Origin of the sequence: Paraglaciecola sp., from assembly GCF_030730205.1 — a bacterium.
GTDB lineage: Bacteria > Pseudomonadota > Gammaproteobacteria > Enterobacterales > Alteromonadaceae > Paraglaciecola.
Genome location: NZ_JANQVQ010000188.1, coordinates 1 through 12,699, shown reverse-complemented (window position 1 = coordinate 12,699; position 12,699 = coordinate 1). Strand labels below are relative to the sequence as shown.

The 12,699-nt window shown below is 42.3% G+C and carries 12 protein-coding genes; 2 read left to right on the top strand and 10 right to left on the bottom strand.

Annotation, left to right across the window (positions count from 1 at the left end):
* The 10 genes from NWQ57_RS12875 to pilM are packed head-to-tail and all read right to left on the bottom strand — an operon-like array spanning position 1 to position 9,834.
* Positions 1-525 (bottom strand): hypothetical protein, encoded by a 525-nt coding sequence (locus NWQ57_RS12875; RefSeq protein ID WP_306022555.1) that lies wholly within the window; start codon positions 523-525, stop codon positions 1-3.
* Positions 526-529: 4 nt separating this feature from the next.
* Positions 530-1,750, bottom strand: a complete 1,221-nt coding sequence (locus NWQ57_RS12870; RefSeq protein ID WP_306022554.1) for a type II secretion system F family protein — start codon at positions 1,748-1,750, stop codon at positions 530-532.
* Positions 1,737-3,599 (bottom strand): GspE/PulE family protein, encoded by a 1,863-nt coding sequence (locus tag NWQ57_RS12865; RefSeq protein WP_306022556.1) that lies wholly within the window; start codon positions 3,597-3,599, stop codon positions 1,737-1,739. Before NWQ57_RS12865 ends, NWQ57_RS12870 begins: the two co-directional genes overlap by 14 nt.
* Before the next feature lie 5 nt (positions 3,600-3,604).
* A complete protein-coding gene (locus NWQ57_RS12860; protein WP_306022553.1) occupies positions 3,605-4,705 on the bottom strand; it encodes a lipopolysaccharide assembly protein LapB in 1,101 nt (366 codons plus the stop codon).
* Positions 4,705-5,607 carry an ExeA family protein gene (locus tag NWQ57_RS12855; protein ID WP_306022552.1) on the bottom strand — a complete coding sequence of 301 codons (903 nt, stop codon included), beginning with the start codon at positions 5,605-5,607 and terminating at the stop codon, positions 4,705-4,707. Before NWQ57_RS12855 ends, NWQ57_RS12860 begins: the two co-directional genes overlap by 1 nt.
* Before the next feature lie 2 nt (positions 5,608-5,609).
* Positions 5,610-7,265 (bottom strand): pilus (MSHA type) biogenesis protein MshL, encoded by a 1,656-nt coding sequence (mshL, locus tag NWQ57_RS12850; protein WP_306022551.1) that lies wholly within the window; start codon positions 7,263-7,265, stop codon positions 5,610-5,612.
* Entirely contained in the window at positions 7,255-7,623 is a 369-nt protein-coding gene (locus NWQ57_RS12845; RefSeq protein ID WP_306022550.1) for a hypothetical protein, read from the bottom strand. The genes mshL and NWQ57_RS12845 overlap by 11 nt, the downstream gene beginning before the upstream one ends.
* Complete coding sequence (gene gspM, locus NWQ57_RS12840; protein WP_306022549.1) at positions 7,624-8,292, bottom strand: type II secretion system protein GspM; 669 nt, start codon at positions 8,290-8,292, stop codon at positions 7,624-7,626.
* Complete coding sequence (locus NWQ57_RS12835; protein WP_306022548.1) at positions 8,285-8,905, bottom strand: PilN domain-containing protein; 621 nt, start codon at positions 8,903-8,905, stop codon at positions 8,285-8,287. The genes gspM and NWQ57_RS12835 overlap by 8 nt, the downstream gene beginning before the upstream one ends.
* Complete coding sequence (pilM, locus tag NWQ57_RS12830; protein ID WP_306022547.1) at positions 8,902-9,834, bottom strand: type IV pilus biogenesis protein PilM; 933 nt, start codon at positions 9,832-9,834, stop codon at positions 8,902-8,904. Before pilM ends, NWQ57_RS12835 begins: the two co-directional genes overlap by 4 nt.
* Before the next feature lie 318 nt (positions 9,835-10,152).
* On the opposite strand from pilM, the gene NWQ57_RS12825 reads away from it, so the two are divergent.
* Entirely contained in the window at positions 10,153-10,905 is a 753-nt protein-coding gene (locus tag NWQ57_RS12825) for an AraC family transcriptional regulator (protein ID WP_306022546.1), read from the top strand.
* Positions 10,906-10,994: 89 nt separating this feature from the next.
* On the top strand, positions 10,995-12,644 hold the full coding sequence (locus NWQ57_RS12820) for a phosphoethanolamine transferase (RefSeq protein ID WP_306022545.1): 1,650 nt from the start codon (positions 10,995-10,997) through the stop codon (positions 12,642-12,644).
* The last annotated feature ends 55 nt before the right edge of the window (positions 12,645-12,699 follow it).

Below are 12,699 nucleotides of genomic sequence, written 5' to 3'. Positions count from 1 at the left end.
CTAATGCTTAATCACTTCACCGGTGAACACTTTATATTCGAAATACTGCCCCGTTGATAGCCGATATCGACACCGGCTTTGCAGAGTATCACCACTGAGTTTTACACCGTCGTAAAACTCTGCGATCACCCTAAACCCCTCGCTTTGTAGGGATGTATTTAACACCATACTCCAAATTTCTTCACAGCCTTGGCCAGTAAATTCGGCCTTGGGCCAGCCCTGGGCATTCATGAAAACAGGGTGTTTGTCGACTTCAACCAGGGTTTTTTCATCATCCAACCGCGGCGCAAAGGTACTCATAATAATAATTTCTGGCCGACCTTGCGCTTGCCACTGCCAATGCGCACTGTTTACGCTGGTGGTAAAACTATTGGCTAAGTTATCTAAATTTACCCGTTTTATATTGGGGGCCGTGACATAAAAATACACAATAAAAATCACCATCAATGCCACAAACACAAAAACGACACTGACATTAAAAAAGACGGATCGATTACGCTCCTCACTCGCTTGATTTTTTTGCATAAGGTTAGCCTTTTATCGCCCCCATCATATCCCACATGGGCGTAAAAATGCCTAAGGCTAATACTAAGACCATGCCTGCAACAACTGAAATCAAAATTGGTTCGATTTTAGCCGTTAAACTCTTTAGATCATAATCGACTTCGCGCTCATAAAATTCTGCCACTTCGGCTAGTAGCTCATCGACCCGTCCGGTTTCTTCTCCCACACTGATCATTTGTAACACGAGCGGAGTAAATAACTGACTGCCCGCTGCTACACGAGAGAGATTCTCACCTTTTTCAATGTTTTTTCGCATCGCGATAATACGCTCGGCCATGAAAGTATTGTTAACGGCCTCTGCAACTAAGTTAAGCGCGCTTGTCATGGGAACGCCAGCCACTAACATCATGGAAAAACTTCGTGAGAAACGCCCAAGTAGGGTTCGTTCAAATATATTACCGACGATGGGTAAACGGAGTTTCAGTTTATCCCACCTGTACTGTCCTGAGGGCGTGTGTAGATAACGGCGTAATAAAAACGCTCCGGCCAACGTACCCAGTAATAACACATGCCATTGTGTCGTAAAAAAATGCGACGTGGCCAATAAAACACGTGTCATTAGGGGCAGTTCTGCCCCTAATGACGTAAACATATTGGCAAAAATGGGAATGACCACAATATTCATTATTACCATAGCAATAATGATGGCAAAAATAACAAACAAAGGATAACGGGTGGCGGCCTTGATCTGTTTACGGGTTTCTTGCTCACGTTCTAAATAAAACGATAGCTGTATGAAGGCATCATCAAGCCTGCCTGTATTTTCGCCCACATGAACAATACTGATAAATAACTGGCTAAAGGTATCTTTATGCATGTTTAACGCTGCAGACAGAGTTCGACCTCTTTCAAGCTGTAAACTTACATCTTCCAAGGCAAGAGCCATTCGTTTAGAAGCCGTTGTATCAGCTAGCCCTTTTACAGCCCTTAAAATAGGGATACCTGACTTGACTAAGGAGTGCATTTGCCGCGAAAAAATCACCAAATCATCTAACGTCACTTTGGGGGTAAAAAAAGAAAGTTCGCTATTTAAGGTCACAACATCTTGCTGTTGTTCAGAAATAGTCAAGGGTACAAAGCTTCTACCTGCCAGTACTTGCGCGACGGTGGCGGCATCGCCGGCCTCCAATATACCGGATACAAGTTCACCAGAACTTTTACGAGCAGTGTAGTTAAACTGGGCCATTGTGGTCATCCGATTTGGGTATTGGCTCCAATTCAAAGCTTGGGTGTTGCGTTAATGAAGTGTCATTTGGTGCCTCTTTTTTAACATGGGCAACTTCTGCAAGCTCTTGCTCCAATGAAACAGTTGTTGCTTGAGTAGTATCCTCATTCACTTGCTCTACTATCATTTCACTTAATTTAAGCACTTCATGCACCGAGGTAATGCCCATCTTGGCATATGTTAAGGCCACTTTTGCTAAGGGCACAAAACCCGGACTTTGTTTAGCGACATCGGCAAACAAACTGGTGTTGTTGAGCTTCAATGCGTTCATCATGTTCTCGGTCATTTCTAACAACTCAAATACGCCAAGCCGCCCCCGATAACCGGTATGACTGCAATTTGAACATCCCTTGCCATGTTTAAAGTTAAGGTCTGCTGCCTTACTGTCTAAACTATTCAACCACAACAGCTCTTCTTTGTCGGGCCGGTAAGGCTCCTTGCAGTTTTCACAGATTTTTCTGACTAATCGTTGCGCCACAATAGCCCTTAAAGAACTAGCGACCAAGTAACCCGGCGCCCCCATATCGATAAGACGAACTGCGCTACTGACCGCATCATTGGTGTGTAAGGTTGATAACACTAAGTGTCCGGTTAGTGCGCCGCGTAAACCAATTTCAGCGGTTTCTTGGTCACGCATCTCGCCCACCATAATAATATCGGGATCTTGGCGTAAGGTGGTTCTGAGTATTTTGGCAAAGTTCAAGCCAATCTTGTTGTTGGTTTGCACTTGGTTAATTCTGGGCAAACGATATTCCACCGGATCTTCAACGGTAATAATTTTAGTTGCGGCGCTGTTGAGTTCACTTAAGGCGCCATAAAGTGTGGTGGTTTTACCTGAGCCCGTAGGTCCGGTTACCAAGATCATACCGTGGGGGCGTTTTAATAAACGTCGAAAACGGTTTAACAAACTAGCCGGCATACCCGTTTGATCAAGGGTTAATATACCAGCAGACTGGTCGAGCAATCGCATCACCACCGATTCACCATTTTGAATCGGCATCGTGGATACTCTGACATCAACGTTGTGCCCTTTAATTCTAATGTGCGTACGACCATCTTGTGGCAAACGTTTTTCAGAAATATCCAGCCCTGACATCAGTTTTAAACGAAGTACTAACGCTGAGGCAACGTTCTTCTCTTTGATGACGTTTTCTTGTAATACCCCATCAACTCGCATCCGAATGCGCAGTAAGTGTTCGTCTGGCTCAATGTGAATATCAGAGGCTTTAGCTTGCATTGCGTCTTCAAAAATAGAAGAGAGCAAACGTGCAACCGCGGTATCTTGCTCGCCCATGACGCCGGCATCTAAATTAAAGTCATTGCCTTCCTCATATTCTTCCGCTAACTCTTGGGCAAATGACGCAATTTCTTCTGTCCGTCGATAATAGGTGTCGTAGGCTTGCAATAACTGGCTATCACTGACTACCGCTAGCTTAATCGGTTTGGCAAACAAGCCGGACAACAGGTCGACACTCGCTAAGTCTGCAGGGTCACTCATGCCAACTAATAGATGATCACTTTTGTCATCTAGCACTATGGCGCGATAACGGCGGGCTTGTACTTCGGGCAATAAACCTACGGCACTAGGTGAGATGTTGTACTTGGCAATATCCACTAATGGCACATTTAAATGTTGAGATAATAAGCTAAGGATTTGTTTTTCAGTTACAAACCCTAATTCAATAAGTTCAACCCCAAGCTTACGACCTGACTGCTTTTGCACAGCCAAGGTTTGCATCAATTGCTCTTCAGAAATAACCCCTTGATTGACTAATAAGTCGCCTAAGCGGATTTTTATTTTTGGACTTATTGCGCTCATTGTGCCCCCTCCAAAACCTTGAGTCGCTGCCGTATAAAATCGTTAACCGTTGACTCTAGCTGTGCTAAACCGAGTGCTGCTTGATAAGCTTTTAGCGCTTCTTGCTGCGCGCCGAATTTGTCATGTGTAATCGCTAAGCCAAGCCACCAGCGTGCATTTTGCTTATCTATTTCAGTTAATCTCAGATAGTCTGACTGGGCTTGTTCGGCATCCCCAAGCTGCTGAGCCAATGCAGCACGATACGCCAAAAAACTCTCGTCTAATAGGCGTTCGTCAGGCGTGCTTTTGAGGATAACTAGTGCAGCGCTAGGCTTATCTTGACTGGCAGATAAGCGGGCAAGCATCAAGCGTAAATCATTTCTTGAGGGAACGTTTTGCAGGCTCTGTTGCAATAACTGACTCGCTTCAACACTATTACCCTGAGCAAATAATAACGAGGCGAGCTTTTTAACACCGTCAATGTTGTCGGGCTCTTGCTGCACTAACGTTTTTAATAAACGAATGGCTAACTCACTGTCACCTGCAGTAATTGCATCTTGTGTTCGTTGTTTAAGATTAACTGACTGACTAGCCTGAGTACTGTCTTTTATCGTGAACGCGCCTTTGCCCTCACTGATTGACGGGCTCTCCTTGTTTACTAGCGGAGTAATCTCAGCTTGTGTCTGTGCTGGTGCTGCTGATATAGGTAATACAACTGGCTTTTCATCACTGAGGACTTGAATTACCTTTTGAGAGCCAGCAGCTTCTTCTGTTACCGCGGCCAATAATCTGACCTTATCGGGGCTTAGTAAAACCGGTGGTTCAACGTCAGCCTTTTGATTTTGTAGTACCTCATCCGCTGACAAAGAACGAGTATTGGTGAGCATTTCAACATGGCTTTCCTCATTGCTTACATTTGTATTGTTAAGCAGATGAGTCGAGTTCTTAATTAAGTTGAAGCCTATGTAGAGCAAAACAATGAGGATTAACACACCTAGCGCAGTCAACCACATCTGCGCTTTTGCGGGTTTCACCCTAGGCACATAGTTGGCTGGCGTTGTTTCATCTTGGCTTTGCCTAGCCTCTAAGTCTCGCAGCATTTTATTCACTACACTCATTATAGTGGCCACTCAAACACAATTAACGTCACTACCAATATAGCCATCACACCCACTATTAGTGGCGCATAAAAACTTACACCTCGCAGGTTTTGCGTGGCTTCTGTATCCTTAATAGCCAGTTTAAGGTGCTCAGTAGATACTTGATAAGTACCTTCTCCAAATGCGAGCATCAGCGCTTTATGACACAGTATATTCACGATTCGAGGGGTACCTTTACTGGCTTTAAATAATAACTTACTGCAACTTGCAGAAAAAATGTCTACGCCACTATAACCGGCAATTTTCATGCGATGTCTGACATATTGATACACTTGATCAGCATCCATCAAACGCAAGGTATAAGAGAATGTCACTCGCTGCTTCAGTTGCCTTAACTCCGGCAACGCTAACTTTTGGTCTAATTCAGGCTGACCAAACAAGACCACTTGCAAGAGTTTGCGAGACTCGGTTTCCAGATTAGTCATCAATCGCAGGGCTTCGATGCTTTCTATAGGCAAAGCTTGTGCTTCATCAATAATCAATACTGCTGAGCGGTTTTGCTGATGAATTTCAATCAGCCGTTGCTGAATCCGATGCGTAAACTCTTGCTGATCCACTAAGGCGGTCAATTCCACATTGAGCTCACTGGCCACTGCCCGTCTTAATTCAACTGGTGTTAAAGAAGGGTTGGGAATGTAAGCGGCCACAAAGTGATCGGGTAGCTCGTTTAATAACTTGCGACAAATTAAGGTTTTGCCTGTACCCACTTCCCCCGTCACTTTAATGAAACCCTCTCCACATTTGAGTGCTGTCATTAACACCGCAATGGCCTCTTTATGGCTGGGCAGACCAAAAAAATAGCTGGTGTTCGGCGTGAGTGTGAAGGGCAGCTCTTTGATACCAAAATGGTAAAGGTACATAGTTACTCCACGTGCAACCAATCTGCCATTTGGTCACGACTGCGCTGCAACTGCTTGCGCCACGTTTGAGTATCAACGACCGTCGGTTTAAGCAAAATAACCAATTCTTTTTTAATCTCTGAGTCTTTTTTCGAACGGAACAGATTGCCGAAAAACGGAATATCACCCAGCAATGGTGTTTTAGATTCTGATTCAGAAATAATAGATTGCATCAGACCACCGATTACCACTATTTCGCCTGATTTAGCATGAATAATGGTGTCAGATTCTCGAATATTGCTTTGCGCCAGGGGTAAGATAAATTGCTCTTGATTTAAGGTAACGATTTTCTCTTGCTCTTGGGTTTCAATCACAGAGGGATGAACGTGTAACAAGACGCCGCCGTTTTTATCTATCTGCGGTGTTACATCTAGAGCAATACCGGAGAAAAATGGCGTTAATTCAATATTGGGTACTACGGAAGTTGTGCTAGATGAAATAGTACTTTGGCTAGAGACATCGGTTACAAAATACTCATCGTCACCCACCTTAATGACCGCTTTCTGATTGTTTATTGCAGTCACTCTGGGGCTAGACAGTACTTGCACATTGCCTTGTGTCGACAATAAAGAAAGGACCCCGGAGAAGTCTTTATTGATAAATGACAAGCTAGTGATATTGCCTAAAGCGGCACTGATGTTATCGCCAATACTGCCTGAGGTAGTTGAGAACTGTACATCGGTACTGCCAACATGACTCAGTATTTGATTCCAGTTAATCCCTTGCTGATAGCCATCACTTAATGACACTTCGATAATGCGCGCCTCTAAAATAACTTGGCGTTGGACAATTTCTTCAGACACATTTAAGAAGTTCTTCACCGCCCGAATTTCATCAGGCATGGCTCGCACAGTAACAAGCCCTGCTTGTGGCGTTACCATTACATTTTTACCTTGCTCTTCAGGAACCATCGTTTTTAAGGTGCTGAGCAACTCTTTCCAAAAATCAGTTTCAGTGCTGGTAGCGATATTGGTGCCATTGTTGTTTGTACCCATATTATTATTGTTATTACTGCTGTTGCGATTACTTGAATTGCCAGAAAAATTATTCTGGCTATTGCTGGTATTATTGTTGTTACCTTGCCCCTGGGAAACACCACCAGAGGTAATACTGGTTTGGGTTGAACCATCACGTTTCATGAGTAAATAGTTAACAGGTATCGTTTCAGTGCGTAAACCAGCCGGATAGATACGGTAAATATTTTGCTTGCGCTGAATGTCGTAGCCATATAAATCAGAAACCAAGTCAAAAATATCAGCTAAAGCCACTTGTTTTAGCTCTAAAGAAATGGTGCCCGACACCTCTGGATGAATCGCGACACTGTAAGGTGTGCCTTGCACAATCCCCGAAAAAAATGTTGCGGCATCAAGCTGGTGAGCGCTAATGTCATATTTTGATTCGCTAAAAAAAGGTTGTTCTGCGTTATTTAAGTCCGGCAATAAGGCCTGAGTAACCGCGGCAGGCAAGGTATCTAGTTTGTTAGGTGCGTTTGGCACTTCTTGGGCATATTCAGCAATGGCCGCATCCATCGCGGTTGAGGATTGCGATTTTTTTTGCGGTGCTTGGCATGCACACACTAAGGCACCTAAGGTGAATAAAACTGTTTTCCTAAAAGCCATTATATGCATCTTTTTTAATCGAAATGTTATTAAAGAAAAGCGTTTCATTGCCCTCAGGGCCACGCAATTCGACTTTATCTGCACTAATTTCTAGCACTTCAAATCCTGAAATTGTTTGCCCTACAATACACGTTTCACCATTTATAATAGCGTGTTTACCGTTTTCACTGATAAAGATAGCAGACAAAGACATGGTACGGTTATGTTGCTCATTGTCATTTAGGCCTAGCTGGGATTTAGCAGGTTTAGTTGGGTCCTGTAATTCTTTTATAACACTATTTTTTGCAAACACCGTCTCAGCCCCTATCTCAGCGGAAAATAGCAACGAAATCATTACGCACATTTCATGAGCTTTCATCTATACCCCTATAAAAGCTTTGTTGGTACTTAAAGTGTACAACTCCAATTCAATTTTGGCATTGGGGTGTTGCTCTACTTGGTAATCAAACTTTTTCCAATAAAATTGCCAGGGCAATGACTCAATCGCTTGCAAATAACCTTGGATCTCAAAAAAACTGCCCGATAACACCAGCTTCACCCCATGTCGATATAACACCAGCTGGCTATTCTCTGCATCAGACTGACTTGCATTAAGCGCGACAGGCGCAATGGATTGCAAACTGAGTAACCTTAACTTCTTGGAGTTGCTTAACACACTCTCGAGTACTTGCGGCATTTTAGTTGCGGGGACTAAATTCGCTGTTTGCTGGGCCAAAGCCTCATCTGTTTGTAAGAGTGCTTGCTGAATATCGGCAAGCCTTGTTTGAGCAGCAAAATTTGGATCAATAGCTAACCCGTCAGTTAACTCAGCCATTTGAGCAGCAATGGTATTCAAGTCCTTGGATTTACGCTCAATTTGCTGAAGGGTTTTTTCCGTCGCTTCTGATTGTGGCTGTATCAAAAGCATGTAAAAAACAAACACCACCACCCCTGAGCCGCACAACAGAAGTAGCACTTGTTCTCGAACAGATAGTTTTTCAAACTCTCTGTAGATCTTGAGAAAAGAGGTATTGACAGCCTTACTCAATTGCTTGCCCTCCTTTACTTGAGTCGTTACTTTGAACCTCACTAGAAATGACAAAGTTAAGGGTTTGCTCTGCGTCTCTGAATAACCGCGCCTCTGAAAATTGCTGCCCTTTAAAATATTCTGTTGCACTTAAGCCACTTAGCCAACTCGGGACAAGGGATGATTCTGTAGCAGAGCCAGCCAATTTAACGTCATAGCCATCAATTAATATATGCGTTAACCACACCCCAGTTTGGTGGTGATTAGCCAAGTCGAGCATTAAGGTAGAAAACGTTTTAGATTTTAGGTCTTCTTGACCGAGCACGTCTCGCAATAATTGTTTTCTAAAAACCAAATTGCGCTGTTGCTCATCAACAAGTTGATTCAGCTTTTCATCCGCTTTAATACTGGCAAACTCAGTTTGCATGCTTTTTAGCACTATAGCTTGCTCTTTTTGTTCTTGCTCTATTTTGCTCAGTGTCGCCTTAAGTTCATCGTGTTTAAAATAATCAAATAGATAAATACCAAGTAATACTAGCGATAAGATTAGCCAAACTGATAGTGCTAAAGGTAAAGACAGCAACTGTAACTTAGGATGAAACTCTGAACTGTATAAGTTTACTGTCGTTTTCATGAGATATTACTACCTTTGCTTAGCCCTAGGGCCGCCCCCACACTTGCAAAATGGGTAGTTTTGGCGGAAATGCTATCAGCCTTTGCTAGCGAAGGGCTTAGCAATACCATATCGATTAAAATCTCGCGTTTAATTAAGTTGACGATTGTCTGTTGAAATGGCGAATCGAGGGCAACATAAGCTCTTTTAATCGGCGCTTGACGCAGCTGACTCTCAAAATAATCAAGAGAACGTTGAATTTCTAAGGCTAAATTATCAGCGATGCCTAGTTGTAATTCCTGCTCTGAAAAACTAGATAGGTTTTCATAGCCTTTTAGTCTTCTCGAAAAATACAGAAGGCCATTTTTAACAATGCTAAGGTTGATTTGATCACCAATATCTTGGTGTAAAAAGACGCTGGCTTCTTCAGAATTTGGCAGAAGCTGACAGGCTGACAATTCTTCTATCGTAATTGCTTCTAAGTTCAGTTCAGCCGCCAGTATTCCATTTCGAATGACCTTTACTTCGTCTTTCGGGAGGCTTACTACATAAAGTTTTTTAGCATTTGCTGGCGATGCGGGTAATTCAAAATGATCGATTGCCAGTTCAATATCTTGGCCAAGCTGCTCTTTTACAACCCACTGTAGAGCTTGATTAATTTCACTCTCTTCAACGGCTGGTTTATCAAGTTGTAAAAGGGGATATTTGGCAATAGATAAGGTAACTCGACACGGCGTGTTGTGAAGCTCATGTTTGTCAACATAGTGTTTTAATTGGTTTGCCCAATCTGTTATCTGAATTTTCGATTGTTTTACCCAATTCAATTTGCCTTCAATCAGTTGCAATGTGCTGATTTGTAATTCTTCAATACCAAATTCAATACCAACACTGTGGTACTTGGAGGCTCTTTTGAACCGGCGTTTTATGTACTCTCGCCAACCTATACGCATTTGTATTGATAGCCCTCGAAAATTTTCAACATTACAGCAAAGTTTATACAGAAGTGCCAGATATATCAGCCGCTTAGAAAAAGAATACAGGCTAAAATAATAGTTTAATTCATGAAAAAATCATGGACACATGCTCTGTATGACACTTTGATTAAAGCGCACTTTTACGAAAAGTGTAAATGGCTTTGTTCACTTGCTGTTCTTCATTATCAAATCTGTTTGAATCTAATGAGACAGACAAAAGATCCTTGAAGCTCTCTCTTATGGGTGCTTAACTACGCCCGTTAACTCGGTGTATAAACAGATAAACAAAGCGTTATGAATGATAAATTAGCCTTAGAAAATCAAGATTTTCTGCAAAACGTTTTAGGTTTAAAACAAATATTAACGATGTTTGATCTCTTGCCTGACATCATTTTTTGGATTAAAAACGCCAACAGTGAAATCATTTATGCAAATAATAAATTTGTTGAGCATATTGGTCTTCATTCACTGCAACAGGTTTATGGTAAGTCGGATGTTGCTTTTTTCCCGCCTCATATTGCCAAACAATTTATCAACGATGATAAAAGCGTTATGAATGGGCAAGTGATCACGGACCGCATTGAGTTAAATATGTTGAAAACCGGCGACTTTGCGTGGTTCTCTACCTCAAAGCGGCCTCTTTATGATCATAATCAACACATTGTTGGGTCTTATGGTTTCACTCAACTAATGAATAAAACCTCACAGGTGTTATCAAGCATTGATGCAATTAAGGCACCGGTAGAATTTGTGCGAGAAAATTACCACAAAGATATTTGTGTAGAGCAACTCGCCCAAACGGCCTTTTTATCTGTCAGTGCGTTAGAACGTCGCTTCAAAAAATATTTGTCAAAAACCCCGAAACAATTTATCAATGAAATCCGCTTAGAAAATGCTAGACGTCTGTTAATTGAAACTCGCCTTCCCATTGTTGAGGTGGCTTATCGCTGCGGATTTTCTGAACACAGCTATTTTAGTCGCCAGTTCAAAGCCCTTTTTGGCACCTTGCCTTCACAATTACGCGATACCCTTCATAAAGACAGTTAAAACCTTATCTCTACTATACTTTAAGATTGACTTAAGCATCGCGCAGTAGATTAGCCTTCTAAAGTGCAGCTCTTAATAAGTAATAAAATATGTATTTAAATCATAGGTCTATCTGGTCAGTATTCACCAAAATAACCATAAGCCCTTTTAGCTTAATCTTGCTTTCTAGCCTGTTTATCACGGCGACCAGCAACCTCAGTTTTATCGAGCATTTTTCGCAAGAATATATTGTGCAAAACAATGTTGCTTTTTTAGTGGCCTTAATGACGATTATTTGGGCCTTGAACACTGTGATTATCGCTATTGTATATAGTCTTTTACCGCTGCGATGGGCCCTTGCAGTTATCTTGTTGGTGAGTGTGACTTGTGCCTATTTCGCGGACAATTTTGGCGTAGTCATTGACGTTGAAATGATCCGGAATAGCCTTCAAACCAATGCGGCCGAGGCATCTGACTTACTCACGCTTAACCTCGTTATGCGTCTGCTTTTACTTGGCGTAGTACCAATAGTTCTGATCAATTCAGTGACTATTAACGCAGCAAAAAATCCTGCAGCTTGGCTTAGAAAAGTAAAAACAGTCGCGGGCTTGTTGGCAGTCTCAGTACTTGTGATTGCCTTAAGCATGGGTGTTTTTAGCGCCCAGTTCAGCAGCTTTATTCGCCAACATAAAGAATTACGCTATTACATAAACCCTATTCAGGCTATCTACTCTGCCGGCAAGTACCTTGGGGGCCAATTTAAAACCTCAGGTAAGCAAACCTACTCAACTTTGTCTAATAACTCACAAATCCCCCTTAGCGATATACATCGAGAACTCGTTATTATGGTGGTAGGTGAAACAGTGAGAGCCGATCATTGGGGGCTAAACGGCTACAAGCGTAACACTACGCCATTACTTAGCCAGGAAGAAAATGTCATTAATTACCCCAATATTTCGTCTTGCGGCACCTCTACTGCCATATCAGTGCCTTGCATGTTTTCGTTTTCAGGCCGTGATGATTTTGACGTGGATACTTCAGCCAAGACTGAAAATGCCTTTGATGTTTTAGCCAAAGCCAAGGGAGGATTGAGTGTGCTGTGGCGTGACAATAACTCTGACTCTAAAGGTGTGGCTATTCGTCAACAATTTGAAGATTTTAGGACATCACAGAACAATACCCTGTGCGATGATGAATGCCGTGATGTAGGCATGTTAGTGGGTCTACAAGAGTATATAGACCAGCAAGCGAAAGACATCTTTATTGTACTTCATCAAATGGGCAGTCACGGACCCGCTTATTTCAAACGCTATCCAAAAGCCTTTGAAATATATCGCCCTGCATGCCAAACCGCAGAGCTCTCTCAATGCAGTGATGAAGAAATCATCAATGCGTATGACAATACTATTGTGTATACCGATTACTTTTTATCTCAGGTTATTGCTTTACTTAAAAACAACACTGAACAATTTGAAACCAGCATGATTTATGTCAGCGACCATGGCGAGTCAATGGGAGAAAATGGTATTTACCTGCATGGTCTGCCTTACTCATTTGCACCAGATAGTCAAACTAAAGTGCCGCTTGTAGTCTGGACTGATGTCAATTCAGACATCGATATTGCAGCTACACGGCAACTCGCTGAGCAAGAAAACTCTCACGATGCCATAGCAAAAACACTGATCACTTTATTTGAACTGGAAACTGATGTGAAATTCAATGAGGCAAACAACTTGCTTAAATTTAAACAACGCCCGTAAAGCTTAGCTAAAGGTGATTGGCCTTAAACAGCCAGTCACCTTGTTGAATTACTTA

Coding starts and splice junctions, on each gene's coding strand:
- NWQ57_RS12875 (WP_306022555.1), bottom strand. CDS start 525: ATGCAAAAAAATCAAGCGAGTGAGGAGCGTAATCGATCCGTCTTTTTT.
- NWQ57_RS12860 (WP_306022553.1), bottom strand. CDS start 4,705: ATGAGTGTAGTGAATAAAATGCTGCGAGACTTAGAGGCTAGGCAAAGC.
- NWQ57_RS12870 (WP_306022554.1), bottom strand. CDS start 1,750: ATGGCCCAGTTTAACTACACTGCTCGTAAAAGTTCTGGTGAACTTGTA.
- NWQ57_RS12835 (WP_306022548.1), bottom strand. CDS start 8,905: ATGAAAACGACAGTAAACTTATACAGTTCAGAGTTTCATCCTAAGTTA.
- NWQ57_RS12820 (WP_306022545.1), top strand. CDS start 10,995: ATGTATTTAAATCATAGGTCTATCTGGTCAGTATTCACCAAAATAACC.
- mshL (WP_306022551.1), bottom strand. CDS start 7,265: ATGGCTTTTAGGAAAACAGTTTTATTCACCTTAGGTGCCTTAGTGTGT.
- NWQ57_RS12845 (WP_306022550.1), bottom strand. CDS start 7,623: ATGAAAGCTCATGAAATGTGCGTAATGATTTCGTTGCTATTTTCCGCT.
- NWQ57_RS12855 (WP_306022552.1), bottom strand. CDS start 5,607: ATGTACCTTTACCATTTTGGTATCAAAGAGCTGCCCTTCACACTCACG.
- NWQ57_RS12825 (WP_306022546.1), top strand. CDS start 10,153: ATGAATGATAAATTAGCCTTAGAAAATCAAGATTTTCTGCAAAACGTT.
- pilM (WP_306022547.1), bottom strand. CDS start 9,834: ATGCGTATAGGTTGGCGAGAGTACATAAAACGCCGGTTCAAAAGAGCC.